At 70.9% G+C, this 21,002-nt stretch carries 19 protein-coding genes, 1 tRNA gene and 1 rRNA gene; 11 read left to right on the forward strand and 10 right to left on the reverse strand.

Annotation, left to right across the window (positions count from 1 at the left end):
• Positions 1–3: 3 nt before the first annotated feature.
• The 3 genes from rrf to ABLE53_RS10635 all read left to right on the forward strand — a co-directional run bounded on the left by rrf (position 4) and on the right by ABLE53_RS10635 (position 1,896).
• Positions 4–120, forward strand: a 5S ribosomal RNA gene (gene rrf, locus ABLE53_RS10625).
• A 97-nt stretch (positions 121–217) separates the two neighbouring features.
• On the forward strand, positions 218–1,195 hold the full coding sequence (locus ABLE53_RS10630) for a tetratricopeptide repeat protein (protein WP_348858868.1): 978 nt from the start codon (positions 218–220) through the stop codon (positions 1,193–1,195).
• Positions 1,196–1,377: 182 nt separating this feature from the next.
• Positions 1,378–1,896, forward strand: coding sequence for a DUF3145 domain-containing protein (locus tag ABLE53_RS10635; protein ID WP_348859779.1), 519 nt, complete (start codon positions 1,378–1,380; stop codon positions 1,894–1,896).
• 63 nt (positions 1,897–1,959) lie between these two features.
• Here ABLE53_RS10635 and ABLE53_RS10640 read toward each other — a convergent pair whose 3' ends face one another.
• From ABLE53_RS10640 to ABLE53_RS10670, 7 genes are all read right to left on the reverse strand, one after another.
• Positions 1,960–2,445, reverse strand: coding sequence for a hypothetical protein (locus ABLE53_RS10640; RefSeq protein ID WP_348858869.1), 486 nt, complete (start codon positions 2,443–2,445; stop codon positions 1,960–1,962).
• Positions 2,446–2,533: 88 nt separating this feature from the next.
• Positions 2,534–3,964 (reverse strand): acyl-CoA carboxylase subunit beta, encoded by a 1,431-nt coding sequence (locus tag ABLE53_RS10645; protein ID WP_348858870.1) that lies wholly within the window; start codon positions 3,962–3,964, stop codon positions 2,534–2,536.
• Positions 3,965–4,035: 71 nt separating this feature from the next.
• Positions 4,036–5,286, reverse strand: a complete 1,251-nt coding sequence (locus tag ABLE53_RS10650) for a beta-ketoacyl-[acyl-carrier-protein] synthase family protein (RefSeq protein ID WP_348858871.1) — start codon at positions 5,284–5,286, stop codon at positions 4,036–4,038.
• 48 nt (positions 5,287–5,334) lie between these two features.
• Entirely contained in the window at positions 5,335–5,580 is a 246-nt protein-coding gene (locus ABLE53_RS10655) for an acyl carrier protein (protein ID WP_348858872.1), read from the reverse strand.
• 47 nt (positions 5,581–5,627) lie between these two features.
• A complete protein-coding gene (locus tag ABLE53_RS10660) occupies positions 5,628–6,623 on the reverse strand; it encodes a beta-ketoacyl-ACP synthase III (RefSeq protein ID WP_348858873.1) in 996 nt (331 codons plus the stop codon).
• Entirely contained in the window at positions 6,623–7,822 is a 1,200-nt protein-coding gene (locus tag ABLE53_RS10665) for an acyltransferase domain-containing protein (protein ID WP_348858874.1), read from the reverse strand. Before ABLE53_RS10665 ends, ABLE53_RS10660 begins: the two co-directional genes overlap by 1 nt.
• 78 nt (positions 7,823–7,900) lie before the next feature.
• Complete coding sequence (locus ABLE53_RS10670; protein WP_348858875.1) at positions 7,901–9,100, reverse strand: PucR family transcriptional regulator; 1,200 nt, start codon at positions 9,098–9,100, stop codon at positions 7,901–7,903.
• A gap of 157 nt (positions 9,101–9,257) precedes the next feature.
• On the opposite strand from ABLE53_RS10670, the gene ABLE53_RS10675 reads away from it, so the two are divergent.
• A complete protein-coding gene (locus tag ABLE53_RS10675; RefSeq protein ID WP_348858876.1) occupies positions 9,258–10,217 on the forward strand; it encodes an alpha/beta fold hydrolase in 960 nt (319 codons plus the stop codon).
• A gap of 9 nt (positions 10,218–10,226) precedes the next feature.
• Here the strand turns inward: ABLE53_RS10675 and aceE are convergent, their stop codons facing one another.
• Positions 10,227–13,025, reverse strand: coding sequence for a pyruvate dehydrogenase (acetyl-transferring), homodimeric type (gene aceE, locus ABLE53_RS10680; RefSeq protein WP_348858877.1), 2,799 nt, complete (start codon positions 13,023–13,025; stop codon positions 10,227–10,229).
• Between the two features lie 212 nt (positions 13,026–13,237).
• On the opposite strand from aceE, the gene ABLE53_RS10685 reads away from it, so the two are divergent.
• From ABLE53_RS10685 to ABLE53_RS10700, 4 genes are all read left to right on the forward strand, one after another.
• Complete coding sequence (locus tag ABLE53_RS10685) at positions 13,238–13,651, forward strand: DUF3052 domain-containing protein (protein ID WP_348858878.1); 414 nt, start codon at positions 13,238–13,240, stop codon at positions 13,649–13,651.
• Positions 13,651–15,336, forward strand: a complete 1,686-nt coding sequence (locus ABLE53_RS10690; protein WP_348858879.1) for an AMP-binding protein — start codon at positions 13,651–13,653, stop codon at positions 15,334–15,336. Before ABLE53_RS10685 ends, ABLE53_RS10690 begins: the two co-directional genes overlap by 1 nt.
• The gene (locus ABLE53_RS10695; RefSeq protein ID WP_348858880.1) at positions 15,333–15,830 is read left to right on the forward strand and encodes a peroxiredoxin; all 498 of its coding nucleotides are present in this window, start codon (positions 15,333–15,335) and stop codon (positions 15,828–15,830) included. Before ABLE53_RS10690 ends, ABLE53_RS10695 begins: the two co-directional genes overlap by 4 nt.
• 201 nt (positions 15,831–16,031) lie before the next feature.
• Positions 16,032–16,104 (forward strand) — tRNA-Val (locus ABLE53_RS10700).
• A gap of 17 nt (positions 16,105–16,121) precedes the next feature.
• On the opposite strand, the gene ABLE53_RS10705 is transcribed toward ABLE53_RS10700, so the two are convergent.
• Positions 16,122–17,066: an alpha/beta hydrolase gene (locus ABLE53_RS10705; RefSeq protein ID WP_348858881.1), complete on the reverse strand. Its 945-nt coding sequence runs from the start codon at positions 17,064–17,066 to the stop codon at positions 16,122–16,124.
• Positions 17,067–17,129: 63 nt separating this feature from the next.
• Between ABLE53_RS10705 and ABLE53_RS10710 the strand changes: the two genes are divergently transcribed.
• The 3 genes from ABLE53_RS10710 to ABLE53_RS10720 all read left to right on the forward strand — a co-directional run bounded on the left by ABLE53_RS10710 (position 17,130) and on the right by ABLE53_RS10720 (position 19,551).
• Positions 17,130–17,717, forward strand: coding sequence for a TetR/AcrR family transcriptional regulator (locus ABLE53_RS10710; protein WP_348858882.1), 588 nt, complete (start codon positions 17,130–17,132; stop codon positions 17,715–17,717).
• A 129-nt stretch (positions 17,718–17,846) separates the two neighbouring features.
• Positions 17,847–18,383 (forward strand): UGSC family (seleno)protein, encoded by a 537-nt coding sequence (locus ABLE53_RS10715; RefSeq protein ID WP_348858883.1) that lies wholly within the window; start codon positions 17,847–17,849, stop codon positions 18,381–18,383.
• 1 nt (position 18,384) lies between these two features.
• On the forward strand, positions 18,385–19,551 hold the full coding sequence (locus tag ABLE53_RS10720; protein ID WP_348858884.1) for a hypothetical protein: 1,167 nt from the start codon (positions 18,385–18,387) through the stop codon (positions 19,549–19,551).
• Here ABLE53_RS10720 and ABLE53_RS10725 read toward each other — a convergent pair.
• Positions 19,526–20,995: a hypothetical protein gene (locus tag ABLE53_RS10725; protein WP_348858886.1), complete on the reverse strand. Its 1,470-nt coding sequence runs from the start codon at positions 20,993–20,995 to the stop codon at positions 19,526–19,528. The genes ABLE53_RS10720 and ABLE53_RS10725 overlap by 26 nt on opposite strands.
• Positions 20,996–21,002 lie beyond the last annotated feature (7 nt).

The following is a 21,002-nucleotide window of genomic DNA, read 5'->3' on the forward strand; positions in this document are numbered from 1 at the left end:
AGTTACGGCGGCCATAGCGAAAGGGAAACACCCGGTCCCATCCCGAACCCGGAAGTTAAGCCTTTCAGCGCCGATGGTACTGCAACCGCGAGGCTGTGGGAGAGTAGGACGCCGCCGGACATACTTTTGGTAGAGGCCACCTTCGGGTGGCCTCTACTGTATTTACCAACAGATGTAGTCCGTCGGTCGCGCGATGCGGCCAGTGAGGATGGAAGGCGTGGCTGAGGAACGCCGCAACAATCGGGCCGGCAGGCCCGCCGGACGTGGGGGACGTCCCCAGGGATCCCGGTCCGGCACCGGCCGACAGGGACAGCGGCGGGACGATGCCAAGGGGGCCGGCGCGCCGAAGCGTGGCGGGTCCCGTCCCGGCGCAGACCGCGGCGGGCGGGGCGGCAAGCGCACCGACGCGACGTCCGGTGACCGACGCGGGGGCGGCAAGCGGCCGTACGACGCGCGGGGGCAGCGTCCGCGGAATCAACCGGTCGAGAAGCCGGAGCGCACCGCCGACCAGAGGGCGTACGACGGCCCCGACCTGCCGCCGGAGATCACCGGCAAGGAGCTCGACCGCTCGATCGCCGCGCAGCTGCGGGGCCTGCCGGAGAAGCTCGCCAACCGGGTGGCGCGTCACCTGGTCGCGGCGTCGATGTACATCGATGACAACCCCGAGCTGGCCTACCAGCACGCGAAGGCCGCGAAGGCGCGGACCCAGCGGCTCGCCGTGATCCGCGAGGCGGTCGGCGAGGCGGCGTACGCCGCCGGCCACTACGCCGAGGCCCTGGCCGAGCTGCGGGCTGCCAAGCGGATGAACGGCGCGACGGCGTACCTTCCGATCATGGCGGACTGCCACCGGGCCCTCGGACAGCCGGAGCAGGCGATCAAGCTCGCGCACAGCCCGTCGGTCGCGAACTTCGCCCCTGAGGCGAAGGCCGAGATGACGATCGTCGAGGCCGGGGCGCGCCGTGACATGGGTCAGTTCGACGCCGCGTTGCGGATCCTCGAGCAGGCGCCGCTGCACAACAAGAGCCGGGCACCCTGGGTCGTACGCCTCCGTTACGCGTACGCCGACACGCTCGAGGCCGCCGGGAGGCCTTCCGACGCCCTCACGTGGTTCCACCGCACCCACGCGATCGACGCCGAGGAGATCACCGACGCCCAGACGCGAGCCGCCGACCTGGAGAAGCGGCTCGAGAGCTGACGTCCGGGCTCGACGCGTCCGAGTTGTGGCGGATGACTGGTGCTCACGGCTCACATGCGTCACAATGGCAACGACAACTACATTCGTGTGATTCGCCATCGGCCTTCACGCGTTCCAAACCGAGCCCGCTGGGGAAGGCGTCGCTCGCGCCGGAACGAAGGAGACCAACGGTGACCGCACAGATGAACACACGCAGCGCCACCCGCACCGCGACGAGGGGCGTGCTCTACGTGCATTCGGCGCCCTCGGCGCTCTGCCCGCACGTGGAGTGGGCCGTCGGCGGTGTGCTCGGTGTTGCCGTCAACCTCGACTGGACCCCGCAGCCGGCCCAGGCAGGCACCTACCGTGCCGAGCTCTCCTGGACCGGGGCCGTGGGCTCGGCCGCCGCTGTCGCGTCCGCGCTCAAGGGCTGGAACCACCTGCGCTTCGAGATCACCGAGGAGCCCACCTCCGGGTCGGAGGGCGCGCGCTTCTCCTACACCCCCGAGCTCGGCGTCTTCCACGCCGTCACCGGGCTCCACGGGGACATCATGATCCCGGAGGACCGCCTCAAGGCAGCGGTCGTCAAGGCGGCGCTGGGGGAGACCACCCTCAACGTCGAGATCGACAAGCTTCTCGGCAAGCCGTGGGACGACGAGCTCGAGACCTTCCGCCACGCGGGTGAGGGTGCCCCCGTCCGCTGGCTGCACCAGGTCGTCTGAGTCGAGACGGACAGCGGCCCCGGAGCATCGACGCTCCGGGGCCGCTGTCGTTCATGGGGACGATCAGGGCCTGACCAGTCGGAAGTGGCTGGTCGTGATCCAGCCGGAGTACTCGTCGGGGTAGTCCTTGTAGGTGAGCTTCCCCTTGATGGTGAACTTGCCCGGCACGGTGTTGCTGCGGCAGATCCGCCAGTTCTTCGTGCCGCTCTTCGGGTCTGCGCCGGAGAGGATCACATCGGAGCCGATCCGACCACCTCGGGGCCCGATGAGGAACGTCTCCAGGCTCCAGTCGTCGGTGCGCGGCTTCACGGTGTAGCTGTAGCGGTAGCTGTGGCAGCCCTTGCGGAGGACGCGCTTCCACTTCGAGTGGGTGGAGCCCATCTTCTTCCACTGCGCCGCCGTCGGTCGGCTGGAATCGGAGGAGCTGCCGGAGTCTCCGATGATCGGGTCGAGGAGTCCTCCGACGAGCCCGAGCACGACGACCGCGCCGTACACGCCTGTCTTCTGGACACCGAACATGAAGCCTCCCGTGTGCGTGACCTGCGTCACGTGGTCCAACGGAGGAGGGCCGGTGTGGTTACGGTCACAGGCCGCAACGGCCCGGGCGCCGGGGCCGGCGGAGCCGCGCGGCTCAGGCTCAGAGCGGGATGTTGCCGTGGTTCCCGCGGCGTACGCCGTAGGTCTGGATCGCGTCCTCGATCGCGGCGGCGATGGCGGACCGCGTCCGGGTGGGCTCGACGACCTCGTCGACCACCCCGATCTCCACGGCCTTGTCGACCCCGCCGGCGATGCGCTCGTGCTCCGCGGCGAGCTCGGCCTCCACCTGCGGGCGGATGTCCGGGGAGACCTCGGCGAGCTTGCGGCGGTGGAGGATGCGGATGGCGGCCACGGCGCCCATGACCGCGACCTCGGCGCCCGGCCACGCGAACACCTTGGTGGCACCGAGTGAGCGGGCGTTCATCGCGATGTAGGCGCCGCCGTACGTCTTCCTGGTGACCAGCGTGACCCGCGGGACGACACACTCGCCGAAGGCGTGGAGCAGCTTGGCGCCGCGGCGTACGACGCCGTCCCACTCCTGGCCGACGCCGGGCAGGTAGCCGGGGACGTCGACGAGCACGATGAGGGGCACGCCGAGCGAGTCGCAGAGCCGCACGAAGCGGGACGCCTTCTCGGCCGACAGCGAGTCGAGGCAGCCGCCGAGGCGCAGCGGGTTGTTGGCGACGACGCCGACGGTGCGTCCGCCGAACCGACCGAGGGCGGTGACGATGTTGGGAGCCCAGCGGGCGTGGAGCTCCTGGGTCGTGCCCGCGTCGAGCAGTCCCTCGACGAGCGGGTGTACGTCGTAGGCCCGCTTCTTGGACTCCGGCAGGTGCTGGGACAGGTCCTCGTCCTCGACGGCGTCGAGGTCGAGCCCGCCCTGCGCGCCGAGCAGCGAGGTCACCGCGCGCGCCCGGTCGAGCGCGTCCCGCTCGGTCTCGGCGAGGATGTGGACGACGCCGGAGCGTCGGCCGTGCGGCTCGGGCCCGCCGAGGCGGAGCATGTCGACGTCCTCGCCGGTCACTGACCGTACGACGTCGGGGCCGGTCACGAAGATCCGGCCCTCCGGCCCGAGGATCACGACGTCGGTGAGCGCTGGGCCGTAGGCCGCGCCGCCGGCCGCCGGGCCGAGGACGACCGAGATCTGCGGGATCTTCCCGGACGCCTGGGTCATGGCCTGGAAGATCCGGCCGACGGCGTGCAGCGACAGGACGCCCTCGGCGAGACGGGCGCCGCCGGAGTGCCACAGCCCGATGATCGGGGCGCCGTCGGTCATCGCCCGGTGGTAGGCGTCGACGACCACCCGGCAGCCCTGGTCGCCCATCGCGCCGCCCATGACGGTCGCGTCGGAGCAGAACGCCACGACCCGCGTGCCGTCGACCGTCCCGACGCCGGCCAGCATCCCGGAGTCGTCGTCGGGCGAGATCAGCTCGAGGCTGCCCTCGTCGAGGAGCGCGGTGAGCCTGGTGACCGGGTTGCGCGGATCCTGCTCCCGGGGGAGCTTGGCCGGCTTGGATGCTGTGACTGTCATTTCTCCGCAGATGCCCGCTGGTCGTGGACGGAGGAGCGCAGCGGGAGGCGCCCGACTCCGGTGGGCGTGGGTCAGATGCTCCCGAACGCGACCGCGACGTTGGCGCCGCCGAAGCCGAAGGAGTTGTTGAGCGCGGCGATGTCGCCGACCGGGAGGTCGCGCGGCTTGGTCGCGATGTCGAGGTCGACCGCGGGATCGAGGTTGTCGAGGTTGATCGTCGGCGGCGACTGGCGGTGCTGGATCGCCAGGATCGTCGCGATCGACTCGAGCGCACCGGCGCCGCCGAGGAGATGCCCGGTCATCGACTTCGTGCTGGTCACGACGACCTCCGAGACGTGGCTGCCCAGCGTCGCGTGCAGCATCAGGCCCTCGGCGATGTCGCCCTGCGGCGTCGAGGTCGCGTGGGCGTTGACGTGGGCGATGGTCGCCGGGTCGATGTCGCCGTCGGCCAGGGCCCTGAGGATCGCCCGGCTGCCGCCCCGGCCCGCAGGGTCGGGCTGCGCGATGTCGTGGGAGTCGGCGGTGATGCCGGCCCCGAGCAGCTCGGCGTAGATCCGCGCACCGCGCGCCTGGGCGTGCTCCAGCGACTCCAGGACGAGTACGCCGGCGCCCTCGCCGAGCACGAACCCGTCACGGCCGGTGTCCCACGGTCGGCTGACGGTCGTCGGGTCGCCGGCGTTCTTCGAGAGCGCCATCATGTTGGCGAACGCCGCGATCGGCAGTGGGTGGATGGCCGCCTCGGTGCCCCCGGCGAGGACCAGGTCGGCGCGGTCGAGCCGGATCTGGTCGGCAGCGAGGGCGATCGCCTCGTTGCCCGACGCGCACGCCGACACCGGCGTCTGGGCGGCGGCCCGGGCGCCGTACGCGAGGCTGATGTTGGCGGCCGGGGCGTTGGGCATCAGCATCGGGACGGCGAGCGGGCTGACCCGGCGTGGTCCCTTCGCGAGCAGGGTGTCGTAGTTGTCGAGGAGCGTGGTGACCCCGCCGATCCCGGAGGCCACGGCCACGCCGACACGGTCGCCGTCCAGCCCGCTCTCGGTCACCGTGCCGCTGAGGCCGGCGTCCTGCCAGGCCTCGGCGGCGGCGATCATCGCGAACTGCGCCGACCGGTCGAGGCGGCGCGCCTTGACCCGGTCGAGGACCTCCGACGGCTCGACGGCGACCCGGCCGGCGATCTTGACCGGCATGTCTCCGACCCAGTCGTCGGTGAGGGTGCGGATCCCGGAGCGCCCCGCGATTAGGGCGTCCCAGGTGCTCGGGACGTCTCCGCCTACCGGATTGGTGGTGCCCATTCCGGTGACGACGACACGTGTACGGCTCATGGTGTGGCTCTCCCCTGGGGTGGTGGGGTGGGACAGGTCAGGCGGTGGTCAGGCCTGGGCGCGCTCGATGAACGCGACCGCGTCGCCGACGGTCTTGAGGTTCTTGACCTCTTCGTCGGGGATCGAGACGCCGAACTTCTCCTCGGCGGCGACGACGACCTCGACCATCGACAGCGAGTCGACGTCCAGGTCGTCGACGAACGACTTGTCGAGCTGGACGTCGTCGACGTCGATGCCGGCGACCTCGTTGACGATGTCGGCGAGGTCGGCGCGGATCTCTTCGGTGGTGGCCATCTGATTCCTCTCGGATGTGGTGGTGTGGCTGAACAGTCGGGGTGTGGTCACGGGACGACGACGACCTGGGCGGCGTAGACCAGCCCGGCGCCGAAGGCGATGAACAGGGCCGTCTCGCCTGAGGTCGCCTGGCCCTCCTCGATCATCCGGTCGAGGGCGAGCGGGATGGAAGCCGCCGAGGTGTTCCCCATCTCGGCGATGTCACGCGCGATCTTGACCGACTCGGGCAGCTTCATGCTGCGGGCGAGCGCGTCGATGATGCGCATGTTCGCCTGGTGCGGGACGAAGCAGTCGAGCTCGTCGGCGGTGATGCCGGCCCGGTCGAGCGCCTCCTGGCCGATCTTCGCCATCGCGAAGGAGGCCCACCGGAAGACCGGGTTGCCGTTCATGGCGAGGTACGGCGTCTCGCCGGTCTCCATCGCGGTCGGCCAGTCGGTCTTCGAGGTGATGAGGTCAGCCCGGTCGCCCTCGGAGCCCCAGACCACGGGGCCGATGCCGGGGGCGTCGCTCGGCCCGACGACGGCCGCGCCTGCGCCGTCGGCGAAGATGAACGCCGTGCCCCGGTCGTGGACGTCGGTCAGGTCGGAGAGTCGCTCCACGCCGATGACCAGCACGTGGCGGGCGCTGCCGCCACGGATGAAGTCGGCCGCCATCGAGATGCCGTGGCAGAAGCCGGCGCAGGCCGCCGAGATGTCGAAGGCGGCGGCGTGCTCGGTGCCGAGCTCGTCGGCGATCGTCGCCGCCACCGACGGCGTCTGCATCAGGTGGCTGACCGTCGAGACGATGACGCAGTCGACCTGCTTGGCGTCGATGCCGGCCCGGTCGAGCGCCTTGCGGGAGGCGGCGACGGACATCATCTGCACGGTCTCCTCGGGCGTCGCCCAGCGCCGCTCGACGATGCCGGAGCGGGTCCGGATCCACTCGTCGCTGGAGTCGATCGCGTCGACGATCTCCGCGTTGGGGACGACCCTGGACGGGCGGTAGCCGCCCACCCCGAGGATGCGGGCGTGCCGGGCGCCGGTGGCGTCGGTGATCGTGGCCATCAGAAGGCTCCCTCGGGGTGGAGACGGAGCAGCGGCTGACCGGGGGAGACGAGATCGCCGTCCTCGACGAGCCACTCGACGACCTGCCCGCCGTGGGCGGCGGTCACCTTGATGGTGTCGCGGAGGCTGGCGACGTCGCCGATCTCGGCGCCGCTGGGGAGGACCGCGAGGTCGAGGACCTCGTGGGAGAGGCGGAAGGTGCCCTTCGCGGGGGAGACGACCATCCGCCACGTCGGCGAGGTGTCGATCAGGCTCGCCTCGCCGTGCTTCTCGCAGAACGCGCGGGCGTCGTCGAGCTGGTCGGGGGTCTTCAGGGCGAACGTCTCGACACCCTTGAGCGCACCCCCACGAATCTGGCGCTGTGCGATGCCGGTCAGGGTGCCGGCAGGAGGCATCTCGAGGATGCCGGTGACGCCGAGGTCTGCCATGGTCTCCAGGCAGAGGTCCCAGCGCACGGGGCTGGCGATCTGGCCGACGATGCGGGCCAGCACGTCGCGGCCGTCGTGGACGACGCGGCCGTCCTTGTTGGAGATGATCGGCGTACGCGGGTCGTGGACCGAGACGCTGCGGGCGAGCCTGGTGAGGTGGCCGACCGCGGGCGCCATGTGGTCGGTGTGGAAGGCACCGGCGACGCTCAGCGGGATCAGCCGGGCCTTGGTCGGGGGGTCGCCGGCGAACGCCTCGAGCTGCTCGAGGGTGCCGGCGGCGACGATCTGGCCGGGGCCGTTGTCGTTGGCGGGGGTCAGGCCGTGGCGCTCGATCGCGGCGAGCACCTCGTCGCGGTCCCCGCCGAGGACTGCTGTCATGCCGGTGGGGGTCACGGCGGACGCCTTCGCCATGGCCTTGCCGCGCTCGCGGACGAGCACCATCGCCTGCTCGGCGCTGATCGCGCGGGCGCCCGCGGCGGCGGTGAGCTCGCCGACGCTGTGGCCGGCGACGGCGCCGATCTGCGAGAACGCGTCAGCGGGGTGCGGGAAGAGCTCGAGCGCGGCGACCAGCCCGGTCGCCACCAGCAGCGGCTGCGCAACCTCCGTGGCGCGGATGGCGTCCGCGTCGGCCTCGGAGCCGTAGTGGACCAGGTCGACGCCCGCGACGGTGGAGAGCCACTCCATCCGGGCCGCGAAGTCGGGATCCTCGAGCCAGGGAGAGAGGAATCCGGGGGTCTGGGCTCCCTGTCCGGGGGCGACGATGACGAGCACCCTCACACAGTGCCCGGTCCGCGGTCGGGATTCACCATCGGCACCGACGAATCTGCCTCCGCCGAGCTTGTAGGGTTCCTACAACGCACGCGTGGACTGCCGACCGAGAATGAGGGCGATCCGCAGGGCCAGCGCGTCGCGTGGGTCAGCAGGGGAGTAGCCGGTCAGCTCGGCCACCTGCCGCAGCCGGTAGCGCACGGTGTTGGTGTGGACGAACAGCGCCCGCCCGGTCGCCTCGAGCGACCCGCCGGAGGCGAAGTACGCCGCGAGCGTCTCGATCAGGGTGCTGCGCGCGTCGACGAGTGGCCGGTAGACCTCCTCGACCAGGTGCCGGCGGGCGTGGCCGTCGCCGGCGAGCACGCGCTCGGGCAGGAACTCCTGGCTCAGGGCGGGGCGCGGCGCCTCCGGCCAGCCGGGCGCCGCGCGGTACGACGCGAGGGCCGCCCGGGCGGAGCGCTGCGCGTCGGCGAGCCCGTCGGCGACCGGCCCGGCGACCACCGGGCCGTTGCCGAACAGGTCGGCGATCGCGGCGGCCGCGTCGCGGGCGTCCTTCACCCCGCCGAGGAGTACGACGAGCCGGTCGCCCTGGACCGCGCAGAGGGCCTCCAGCCCCTGGGTGCGGGCCCGGCGGCGTACCTCCTCGAAGAGCGAGTCGAGCGCGGCGGCGTCGGCCGGCCGGGCCGAGGTCGCGCCGAGGACGACGCTGAGCGGCTGGGCGGCGTCCCAGCCGAGGGCGCTGGCTCGGGAGAGCACCGCCTCGTCGGTCTCCGCGCGCAGGACGGCGTCGACGACGAGCGCCTCGAGCCGGGCGTCCCACGCACCGCGCTGCTCGGCGGCCCGCGCGTAGACCTCCGCGCTGGCGAAGGCGATCTCGCGGGCGTACCGGCTGATCGCGTCGTGGACATCGTGCGCGTCGGCGGCGTCCACCAGGTCGTCGACGTTCGCCTCGACCACCTCGATGGAGAGCCTGATCAGGTCGACGGTCTGGCGCAGCGTGATGACACCCGTCAGCGCGCGCGGGGCTTCGCCGAACATCGAGGCCGCGAGGTCGGGCTTCGCCGAGCTGGAGTCGGCGCCGGCGGCATACCACTCGAGGAACTCGCGGATGCCGGCCTGCACGATCATCCCGACCCAGGAGCGGTCCTGCGCGGAGAGGTCGCGGAACCACGGCATGTCGCTGTCCATCCGCGCCGTGGCGGCGGTCGCGAGCCGACCGGTCGCCCGCTGCAGCACCTTCGCGGTGCGGCGGCGCGTGGCCGCGGTGGACCTGGGTGTCACCCCCTGATCCTCCCACTATTCGGTGACGCGGCGTTGCAGATGGGTGACGTGGAATGTCGCCTCTGCTTGAATCGTTGACCTGTCGGTACGTGGACGTCCATCCATCTCGGAGGCTTCACGTCGCCGTCACCGACAGCGAGGAAGGAGGGGGCCACCGATGGCACGGGACGAGTTCGCGACGCGGTTCCAGACGATCCACGGCCACAGGCGGGCCTATGTCCTGGCCGGCCGGAAGGTCGGTACGGCGCCGGTGCTGCTGCTCCTGCACGGACTGGCCTGCGACCACCACGACTGGGACCCGATCCTGCCGAAGCTGGCGGAGAAGTACACCGTCGTCGCGCCCGACTTCCTCGGCCACGGTGAGTCCGACAAGCCGAGGGCGGACTACACGCTGGGTGGCTACGCCAACGGGATGCGCGACCTGCTCACCGTGCTCGGCATCGACAAGGTGACGGTCATCGGCCACAGCTTCGGCGGCGGCGTGGCGATGCAGTTCGCCTACCAGTTCCCCGAGCGGACGGAGCGGCTCGTGCTCGTCGACCCCGGTGGCCTCGGCCCGGAGGTCACGGTGCTGATCAAGGCGATGGGGCTGCCGCTCTTCGAGCAGCTCACTGGCCTGCTCACGCTCCCCGGGATCCGGCACGCGACGGTCGCGATGCTCAACGCGATCCGGCCGTACGGCGGCGCCGCGACCCACGACCTCGATGAGGTCGCCAAGATCTTCGACTCGCTCAAGGACCCGGAGAAGCGGGCGGCGATCCACCACCTCGTCTCAGCCGTCATCGACTGGCGCGGGCAGGTCGTCACGATGCGCGACCGCGCCTACCTCACCGAGTCGATGCCGCTCGCAGTGGTGTGGGGCGAGGACGATCGGGTGATCCCGGCCAGCCACGCGAGGACCGCGGCGGTCGTCGCGCCGAAGGCGCGGGTCACCGTCGTACCCGGCGCCGGTCACTTCCCGCACAAGGACTGTCCCGACCGGTTCGTCGAGCTGCTCGACGACTTCGTCTCCACCACCCGCCCGGCGACGTACTCCCGGGCGCGGTGGCGGAGGCTGCTGAAGACCGGCGGAGGGGTGCCGCCGCTCGAGTCGGTGCGGTCGAGCGAGACGGCCTGACCCGCCGGGTCAGGCGTCGCCGCCCTCCTGCTTGACGCCTGCGACGGCGGTCGGGTCGTCGATGCGGTAGGCCGCGAATGCCTTCTCGACCACGCTCGGGTCGATCTCGCCGGCGTCGGCGAGCGCCTGGAGCGCCTGGACGACGACCGACTGCGCGTCGATCTGGAAGAACCGGCGGGCTGCCGGGCGGGTGTCGGCGAAGCCGTAGCCGTCGGCACCGAGCACGCGGTAGTCCTCCGGGACCCAGCGGGCGATCTGCAGGGGCACCGCGCGCATGTAGTCGGAGACGGCGACGACCGGGCCGGTCGAGCCGCCCAGCTTCTCGGTGACGTACGGCGTACGCGGCGTCTCACCCGGGTGGTTGAGCGCCCACTTCTCGGTCTCGATCGCGTCGCGGGCCAGCTCGTTCCACGAGGTGACCGACCAGGTGTCGGCCTGGACGCCCCACTCGTCGCGGAGCAGCCGCTGCGCCTCCTCGACCCACGGGAATCCGACGCCGGAGGCGAGCAGGCGGACCCGCGGGCCCTCGCCCTCGGCGCGCGAGACCTGGTGCATGCCGCGCAGGATGCCCTCGACGTCGACGCCCTCGGGCTCGGCCGGCTGGATGACGGGCTCGTTGTAGACCGTCAGGTAGAAGATCACGTCCTCGCCGTGCGGGTGCTCCTCGGACGAGCCGTACATCCGCTCCAGCCCGGACTGCATGATGTGGCTGATCTCGTAGGCGAACGCCGGGTCGTAGTGGACGACCGCTGGATTGCTCGCAGCCAGCAGGGGGCTGTGGCCGTCGGCGTGCTGCAGACCCTCGCCGGTCAGCGTCGTACGCCCCGCCGTGGCGCCGACGAGGAAGCCGCGGCCCATCTGGTCGCTCATCGCCCAGATCGAGTCGCCCGTCCGCTGGAAGCCGAACATCGAGTAGAAGATGTAGAACGGGATCATCGGCTCACCGTGCGTGGCGTACGCCGTGCCGGCGGCCGTAGCCGAGGCGAGCGCGCCGGCCTCGGAGATGCCCTCGTGGAGCAGCTGGCCGTTCGTCGCCTCCTTGTAGGAGAGCAACAACTTGCGGTCGACCGGCTCGTACTGCTGGCCGCCCGGGTTGTAGACCTTGGCGGAGGGGAACATCGAGTCCATCCCGAAGGTGCGGTACTCGTCCGGGGCGATCGGCACGATCCGCTTCCCGATCTCGGGGTCCCTCATCCAGTCGCGCAGGAGGCGGACGGTCGCCATCGTGGTGGCGACGCGGTTCTTGCCCGAGCCCTGCTTGAGCTCCTTGTAGACGTCGTCGCCGGGCAGGGTCAGCGGCTTGCTGCGCACCGTCCGCTGCGGGATCGGGCCACCGAGCTGCGAGCGGCGCTCCTTCATGTACTGGATCTCCGGCGAGCTCTCGCCCGGGTTGAAGAACGGCGCGGCGCCGGTGCGCTCGTAGGTGTCCTCGAGCTCCTTGTCGGAGATCGGGAGGTAGAGACGGTCGCGGAACTTCTTGAGGTCCGCCATCGTCAGCTTCTTCATCTGGTGGGTGGCGTTCCTGCCCTCGAGGGCGTCGATCGTCCACCCCTTGATGGTGTGGGCGAGGATCACCGTCGGCTGGCCGACGTGCTTGGTGGCCGCGTCGAAGGCGGCGTACACCTTCCGGTAGTCGTGGCCGCCGCGCGGCAGCTTGCGGATCTGCTCGTCGCTCATCTGCTCGACCATCTTCCGCAGCCGGGGGTCGCCGCCGAAGAAGTTCTCCCGGATGTAGTCACCGGTCTCGACGGAGTAGGTCTGGAACTGGCCGTCGGGCGTGGTGTTCATCTTGTTGACGAGTACGCCGTCGACGTCGCGCGCCAGCAGCTGGTCCCACTCGCGGCCCCAGATGACCTTGATGACGTTCCATCCGGCGCCGCGGAAGTTGGCCTCGAGCTCCTGGATGATCTTGCCGTTGCCGGTGACCGGCCCGTCGAGCTGCTGCAGGTTGCAGTTGATGACCCAGGTGAGGTTGTCGAGTTCCTCGCGGGCGGCCACGCGGATCGCGCCCAGCGACTCGGGCTCGGCCATCTCGCCGTCGCCGAGGAACGCCCAGACGTGCTGCTGGCTGGTGTCCTTGATGCCGCGGTTGGCGAGGTAGCGGTTGAACCGGGCCTGATAGATCGAGTTGATCCCGGTGAGCCCCATCGAGACGGTCGGGAACTCCCAGAAGTCGGGCATGAGCCGCGGGTGCGGGTACGACGACAGGCCCTGGTGCAGGCCGTGCTGGACCTCCTGGCGGAAGTGGAAGAGCTGCTCCTCGGTCAGCCGGCCCTCGAGGAACGCGCGCGCGTAGATGCCGGGGGAGGCGTGACCCTGGATGTAGACCTGGTCGCCGCCGCCGGGGTGGTCCTTGCCGCGGAAGAAGTGGTTGAACCCGACCTCGTAGAGGCTGGCCGACGACTGGTACGTCGCGATGTGACCGCCGACCTCGAGGCCCTTGCGGTTGGCGCTGGAGACCATGACCGCGGCGTTCCAGCGGATGAACGCCCTGATCCGGCGCTCGATGTCCTCGTCGCCAGGGAACCACGGCTCGCGCTCGGGCGGGATCGAGTTGATGTAGTCGGTGCTCCGCAGCGCGGGCACGCCGACGTTCATCTCACGCGCGCGCTCGAGCAGGCGCAGCATGACGTAGCGGGCGCGCTCACGACCGTTGGCGTCGATCAGCGCGTCGAACGAGCCGAGCCACTCCTGGGTCTCCTCCGGGTCGATGTCGGGGAGCTGGGTCGGCAGGCCCTCGTGGATCACAGTGGGCTGGGACGGGGTCGCCGCTCCCGTGCCCGAAGTGGTGGTGGATTCATCGGTCACCCCACCATCGTCGCACGCCCGATCGGGCGCCGCGACGGGGTGGCCCGCTACTCGTCGGTAGCCGGATACGCGGTCGTACGCCGCCCGCCCGACGGGTGGGACGGGCGACACACCGCGGCCGACAGGGTTGCGCGGCCAGCGGGTTCTCCGCTGGACTACTCAGCACCTAAAGTCCGCGTAAGAGGCGTGGACGCAAGACTGGAGGACGACGCGTGAGCTCGACCGCGGCCACTGGGCCTGCGGACCGGCTGGGTTTCAAGCCCGGCATGGTCATCCAGGAGCTGGGCTGGGACAACGACACGGATGACGAGCTCCGGGTCGCCATCGAGGACGCCATCGACGCCGACCTGGTCGACGGCGACTACGGCAACGTCGTCGACGCGGTCATCCTGTGGTGGCGCGACGACGACGGCGATCTCGTCGACGGGCTCGTCGACGCGCTCACCGACCTCGTCGGCGGTGGCGCGATCTGGCTGCTGACCCCGAAGGTCGGCCGGCCCAGCGCGGTCGACCCCGCCGACATCGCCGAGGCGGCACCGATCGCCGGTCTCAGCCAGACCACCACCGCGGCGGTGAGCAAGGACTGGATGGCGACGAGGCTCGTGGCGCCCAAGACGCCCGTGTGATGTCGCTCCTCGACAAGGCCCTCGCCACCGGCAGTGGCCTCAAGGTCCTGGCGGACTCCGGCATCGTGAAGCCGTACTCGCCGCTGACGCTCGCGCGCCTCGGCAGGACCCTGTACGAGTGGGGGCTCGGTCCCGCGGGCGGGTTCGCCGGGGTCGCCGTACGCGAGCCGGACCGGGTGGGCGTCGTCGACGAGCTCGGCACCCTGACGTACGCCGACCTGCAGCGGCGATCGAACGCGCTCGCCCGCGCGCTGGCCGCCCGCGGCGTACGCGCCGGCGACGGTGTGGCGATCATGTGCCGCAACCACCGCGGCTTCGTCGAGGCGACCATCGCCGTGGCGAAGCTCGGCGCCGACGCGCTCTACCTCAACACCGCGTTCGCCGGGCCGCAGCTCGTCGACGTGCTGGGCCGGGAGCGCCCGTCTGTCCTCATCCACGACGAGGAGTTCACCGGCATGCTCGGCGGGCTCGACGAGGTCGACCACCGGGTGCACCGGATCGTGGCGTGGACCGAGACCGACGTGGCCGCCGACACCGTGGACTGCCTCGCAGCCGAGGGCGACACCAGCGACCTCGCGCCGCCGCCCCGGCACGGGCGGGTCATCATCCTCACCTCCGGCACGACCGGTACGCCGAAGGGCGCCCCGCGTACCGACGCCGGGATCGACTCCGCCATCGCGCTGCTCTCCCGGATGCCCCTGCACGAGGGCTGGCGCACCCAGATCGCCGCGCCGCTGTTCCACACCTGGGGCATCGCCCACCTGCTGCTCTCGATGCTCCTCGGCTCGACCATGGTCCTGCGCCGGCGGTTCGACCCCGTCGACGCGCTCGAGACGGCCACCCGGGAGCGGTGCGACTCGATGGTCGTCATCCCGGTCATGCTGCAACGCGTCCTGGCCCTGCCCGAGGAGACGCTCGCGGCGTACGACCTCTCCTCGGTGAAGGTCGTGGCCTCCTCCGGCTCGGCGCTGCCCGGCGACCTGGCCGTCGCCTGGATGGACCGCTTCGGCGACCACCTCTACAACATCTACGGCTCCACCGAGGTCGCCTACGCGTCGATCGCGACGCCCGAGGACCTCCGCGAGGCGCCGACGTCCGCGGGCAAGCCGCCGTGGGGCACCGTCGTACGCATCCTCGACGCCGACGGCCGCGAGCTGCCCGCCGGCGAGCCGGGCAGGATCTTCGTCGGCAACAGCATCCTGATGGAGGGCTACACCGGCGGCGGTGGCAAGGAGGTCGTCGACGGGCTGATGTCCACCGGCGACGTCGGCCGCTTCGGCGCCGACGGGAGGCTGTACGTCGAGGGCCGCGACGACGAGATGATCGTCTCCGGCGGCGAGAACGTCTTCCCGCGTGAGGTCGAGGACTGCCTCGTCAGGCACCCCAAGGTCGCCGACGCCGCCGCGGTGGGTGTGGAGGACGCCGAGTTCGGGAAACGGTTGAGAGCGTTCGTGGTGGTGACCGAGGAGTGCACCGAGGACGAGCTCAAGGAGTGGGTGCGGCAGAATCTGGCACGCTTCAAGGTGCCGAGGGAGATCGTGCTGCTCAGTGAGCTGCCGCGCAACGCCACCGGCAAGGTCCTGAAGCGGGAACTGGCCAACTGGCGGGCCGACGACCCCGCTGCCCCCGAGGCAGCAACGAACGCGACGGGCATCGACACGCCACCACAGGAAGGCGGCAAGTGAGCGGACTGCAGATCGGAGGGGCGGCGCCCGACTTCGCCCTCCGCGACCAGTTCGGTCAGGACGTGACGCTCTCGTCGTACCGCGGCTCCAAGGCGGTGGCGATCTTCTTCTTCCCGTTCGCCTTCTCGGGCGTCTGCACGGGGGAGATGACCGGCATCCGGGACCGGCTCGACGAGTTCCTGACCTTCGACACCGAGGTGCTCGCCATCTCCTGCGACCCGCGCTACGCGCTGCGGCAGTTCGCCGACGAGGACGGGCTCAACTTCCCGCTCCTCTCGGACTTCTGGCCCCACGGCGCGACGGCGAAGGCGTACGACGTGTTCGACGAGCGCTCCGGTGCGGCCCGACGCTCGTCGTACATCGTCGACCGGGACGGCGTGGTGCGCTGGTCGGTCCACAACGCCAACGCCGACGGGCGCGACCTCGACGAGCACCTGCGGCAGCTGCGGGCGGCCGCCGACAACGCCGCCGCGGGCTCCGGTACGGACCAGTAAGGTAAAGATTCAACAATTTTCAGCCGACGACTTGGCGGATGCGCTTCGGCGATCTAATCTTTGTCTTGTTGAACCGCTGGTGACCCGAGACGCCAGCGGTTCAACTCATTTCGGGGCTCTCTCGCCCGGCCGCTCCAGCCCGCGGTTTCGGTGCTCCGGCCGCATCTCGCGTAGTCTGCCGCCCGGTCAGTTGCACTGTGCGGGCGCATAGCTCAGTTGGTAGAGCGCCTCCCTTACAAGGAGGATGTCAGGGGTTCGAGTCCCTTTGCGCCCACCGAGTTCCAATGCGGGTCACTGTCGGGCGCGGTCGGCGACGAAGGAGCTGATGGTCTCGACCATCGGGTCGAGGGCTTCCTTCTCGAGCGGGTAGTGACCACCGTCGGGAAGCATGACGTGAGCGACCGGGACCTTCGAGATCCGACCGAGGAACGGCTCGGACAGGTGCAGCGGGGTCCAGCGATCGGCTGCTGGCTGCGTCAGCAGCACGGGGCAGACCTCGAAGTCCTCCGGCTTCACGCCTGGTCGGTAGGAGAGCCAGGAGTCGAGGAAGGCGATCGAGACGTCGTTGCCTGCCGAGGTCTTGTCGCGGTACCAGGCCCTCTTGGCCGCGCGCCCGTTGACGAGCGCACGCATCTTGGACACGTAGCGCATCGGGACCCGGACCTTGCCCAGCCCGATCGTGTTGAGGAACCTCATGACGTAGGCGCCGAGGAAGCCGCTGACCGGGTCGAACCCGGTCTCGACTCTGACCCTGGTCGAGGCGGTGTCGAGGAACGTCATCCCGACGATGCCTTTGACCTTCTGGTTGAGCGCGGCCACGTGGTAGGTCTCCATGCCGCCGGCCGAGAGGCCGTAGAGGACGATCGGGCGGTCGTCTTTCGCGAGCTCGGAGTCGATCAGGTCCGAGCCGATCTGTACCCAGTCGTCGTAGGTGACCAGCGTGTCGGGCGCGACCTCGGTGATGCCGTACGTCGGCATGTCGATCGCGATGGTCTCGTAACCGCGTTCGGCGAGCGGCCGGCCCAGGATCGTGGTCATCTGCCTGCCGTTGGTGCCGACGCCGTGGAAGAGGATCACCTTCGCCGGCGCCTCGGGGTTGCGGTAGGTGTCGAGGTGGATGTTGTGGCCGTTGTGCTGCCACCACTCCTCGACCGGCTCGGTCCCGGGGGTGAGCCGGTATTCGGCTGGAAGGAAGTCCTGGAGTTCGCGCCAGGCCGCTTGCTGTGAGTAGTTCACGTCGTCGACTATGAGCCCGTTCGGACCACTAATGCAAGTCAAACTTGCGTTTATACTGAGGCGGTGCCGACCACCCCAAAGCCCAGACCCGGCGGACGGACCGCCCGCACCCGCACGGCTGTTCTCGAAGCCGCGAGTGCCCTGTTGCTGGAGATCTCCCCCGGAGACCTGACCGTCGGACACATCGCCGCTCGGGCCGGAGTCAATGAGACGACGATCTTTCGCAAGTGGGGGACCAAGGAGGCGCTGCTGGCAGATGTCCTCATGACACTCTCGGGGGAGCGGCTGGTCGCGCCCGACACCGGCAGCTTGCGGGGCGATCTCGTCGCTGTGATCGAGGCGGTCGCGGAGTTCCTTCGTACGCCTGCTGGGTACGCCCTGGCGTATCTGGGCGCGACCGCGGAGGACGAGACGTCCCGCGGACTTCGCGACGCCTTCTGGGCCGACCGGTTCGAGCGGGCACAGGTCATCTTCGAGCGCGCGCAGGCGCGCGGCGAGATCCCGGACGCCGACGTCGCCCCGCTGGCCTACGAGGCACTGATCGGCACGATGCACTTCCGGATCCTGGCCCGACGACGCCCGCTGGACCCAGGCATCGCCGAGAGGCTTGTCGATCTCGTCCTCGACGGTGTCAGCGGACTGGGCCGCTAGCAGTGGTTTCACGTCCTGTCAGGTCCACCGCGTGACGAGCACCTTCCGGCGATTGAAAGCGGGGCTCGGCACGGCCCGACGCACGTGCTTGCCTGAACTCGGTAGAAGAGGCGATACCGAGGAGGAGCCATGGTGCGCGAAGCGCTGCTCGACCCGACGGGCATGGACGAGAGGGCGGCGGACGGGACGCTCGCGCCACGCCCGGGGACGCTGCGAGGACTGACGGTCGGGCTGCTCGACAACACCAAGCCGAACGCGACCGAGCTGCTCGCGCACCTCGGCGCCGGGCTGGAGAGCCGGGCCGGGGTCGGCGAGACCCGGCTCTACACCAAGGACTACTTCGGTACGCCGGTCCAGGAGGACTTGCTGAAACAGATCGCGGCCGAGTGCGACGTGGTCGTGACGGCGGTCGGGGACTGCGGGTCGTGCAGCGCCGCGACGGTCGCCGACGGGATCCTGTTCGAGCACGCCGGCGTGCCCGCGGTGAGCATCACCTCCGACTCGTTCCTGATGCCCGGCCGGGCGATGGCGAGGCTGCAGGGGTTCCCGGGGTTCGAGTTCCTCGCCGCCCGCCACCCGATCGCGAGCCTGGACTCAGACGAGCTCCGGCGCCGGGCCGAGGAGCTCCTGCCCGACGTCCTGCGCGTCCTCGGGGCGGAGGGCTGAGATGGCGGAGCTCACGCACGAGACCGCGAGCGGCGCCGCCCCGATGGAGCTCGGCGACGTCCCCGCCGCCGACCCTGCCGAGATCCGCGCGCTGATGGAGTTCTACGACGAGCGCGGCTGGACCGACGGTCTCCCGGTGGTGCCGGTGACCGAGTCGTACGTCGCCGAGTTCCTCGCCACGACCGCGAGCGATCCCGACGAGGTGCTCTTCGCTGTCCCGCACCTGAACCGGGAGCTGACCGTCCGCCTCGCGGCGATCAACGCGGCGCTGGCGGGCTGCCGGCCGGCGTACTTCCCGGTCGTGCAGGCCGCCTGGGAGGCGATCGCCCAGGAGCCGCACCCGCGCCGCGGGATCTGGCAGAGCACCACCGGCACCGCGCCGTTCACGGTCGTCAACGGCCCGGTCCGCACCGAGCTGGGGCTCAACTCGGAGGGGAACGTCTTCGGCTCCGGCTTCCGCGCCAACGCGACGATCGGCCGGGCCATCCGGCTCGCCCTGATCAACGTCTTCGGGCTGCACCCGCACCAGCTCGACCAGGCCACCCAGGCGACCCCGGCGAAGTACACCGCCTGCATCGCCGAGAACGAGGAGCAGAGCCCCTGGGAGCCGCTGCACACCGAGTACGGCCTCGACCGCGCCGAGAGCGCCGTGACGGCGTACGTCGTCAGGTCGGTCATCCACATCGAGGCGCGCCACACCCAGCTGCCCGAGCAGCTCGCGCTGGACCTCGCCGACACGATCCGGCGGACCGGGGCGCTGATCCACGAGTACACGAACGCACTGCTGGTGCTGTGCCCGGAGCACGCCCGGGTCTTCGCCGGTGCGGGCTGGAGCAAGGAGGACGTCAGGTCGTTCGTCTACGAGCACGCGGTGCGGCCGCGCGCCGAGCTGGCTGCGGTCGGCAAGGACGCGATCTCGCACCACACCCGCTGGCGTCTGCCCGCGTCGCACCCCGACGCGATGCCCGACACCGCCGCCGGCAGCGACGACCCCGACCACGTCCACGTCATGACCGGGCCGTCGTCGGTCCAGATCGTCGTCGCCGGCGCCAACAACGCCGGGGTCTCGGCGGTCGTCGAGATCTTCGGGCTCGCGCCGCGGGAGCGGCCCTCGTCGTACAGCCGGGTGCGGGCCGGCTCCGCTACAGCGCGTTCGAGCTCGAGCTGACGGAGGCGAGCTCGGGCTCCTGGCTGCCGCCGGCGGCCACCGCCGCCTCCTCGTCCCGTGACCGTGCGCCGAGCAGCCGGGTCAGCCCGAAGGCGGCCGCCATCGGCAGCAGCCCGGTCAGGGGGAGCTGGTAGCGCCACGTGAACTGCGCCGTCACGTCCGGGACCAGGATCAGCAGCAGCGGCAGCGCGAGGCAGAGGAACGTCGCCGCGCGCAGTGGCGGACCGCCGCGCCGGCGCACCGCCAGCCCCAGGAGCGCGAGGAGGCCGAGCGCGAGGTCCGCCGGACCCGGCACGTAGACCGCGCGGCCGTACGCCGCCAGCCAGTCGCCGGTGGGGTGCCGCGTGGTCGGCATCTCCCCGCCGTGCGCGGCGTACGCCGGCTCGGTGTACTCGGTCGTCTGGTAGTCGACCCAGTAGGCGAAGGTCCACTTGTCGGCGGTGGAGTACTCGTCGAAGTCGCTGCGGTCGAGCCGTACGAACGGCGCCACGAAGTCGCGCGCGACGATCCGGAGGTAGTCGAGCGGCTGGTTCGCGATCGCGCGCTCGCCGAAGTCGCGCATCGCCTCGTCGTTGCTGATGCCCGGCGGCGGCGCCAGCTGCGAGACGGTGTAGCTCGAGTGGTAGCCGTAGAAGGTCGGGTCACCGCGCTCGTCCGGCGCGGCACGGGGACACAGCGTCCGTTCGTAGGACGGCAGTGAGAGCGTGGTGCAGTCGACGAAGCTCGTGGAGCGGATGTAGATCGCGCGGCCGCCCGACTGCGTCAGCGCCCAGGCACCGTTCTCGAGGTGGTACCAGCCGGCGTACGCCGCGAGCGGCAGCACGAACGCGGCCACCAGGACGCCGACGTGCACGGCGCGGGAACGCAGCGTCGGCAGGGCGAGCAGAAGGAACACGGCGACGACGACCACTGTCGGGCCGCCGACGAGTCGCACGATCGTGGCCGCGCCGAGCAGGAGCCCGGCGGCGGCCGTGGCCCGCAGCCGCGGGACCGGGTTCCAGGCGAGCACGGCGACGACGACGATGATCAGCAGGTCGAAGAGGACGTCGCTGAGGACGGAGTGCTCGAGGACGAGCTCCATCGCGTCGAAGAGCATCGGCAGCGTGGCCACGGTGGCGAGCACCGGGCCGACTCCGCGGCGGCGCAGCACGGCGTACGCCACGACGGCGGTGGCGAGTCCGAGGAGGTGCTGGGCGACGGTGACGACGTCGAGCCTGTCCCCGAAGACCCACAGCGCGCGCAGCACGATGCTGTAGCCGATCGGACGGTCCTGGGAGGGGTGGAGCGTGTCGGCGAGGTCGAGGTAGGTCGGGCCGTCGCTGAACGCGAACGCCGGCGGGAAGGAGAGCTGGACGAGCAGGCGTACGGCGGCGCCCGCGACCAGCGCGATCCCGAAGAGCCTGTGGGAGCGCCACAGGTGACGGAGCAGGTCGGCTCCTCGCATGCTCGCG

The organism is Nocardioides asiaticus (assembly GCF_040049175.1).
Lineage (GTDB): Bacteria > Actinomycetota > Actinomycetes > Propionibacteriales > Nocardioidaceae > Nocardioides > Nocardioides cheoyonin.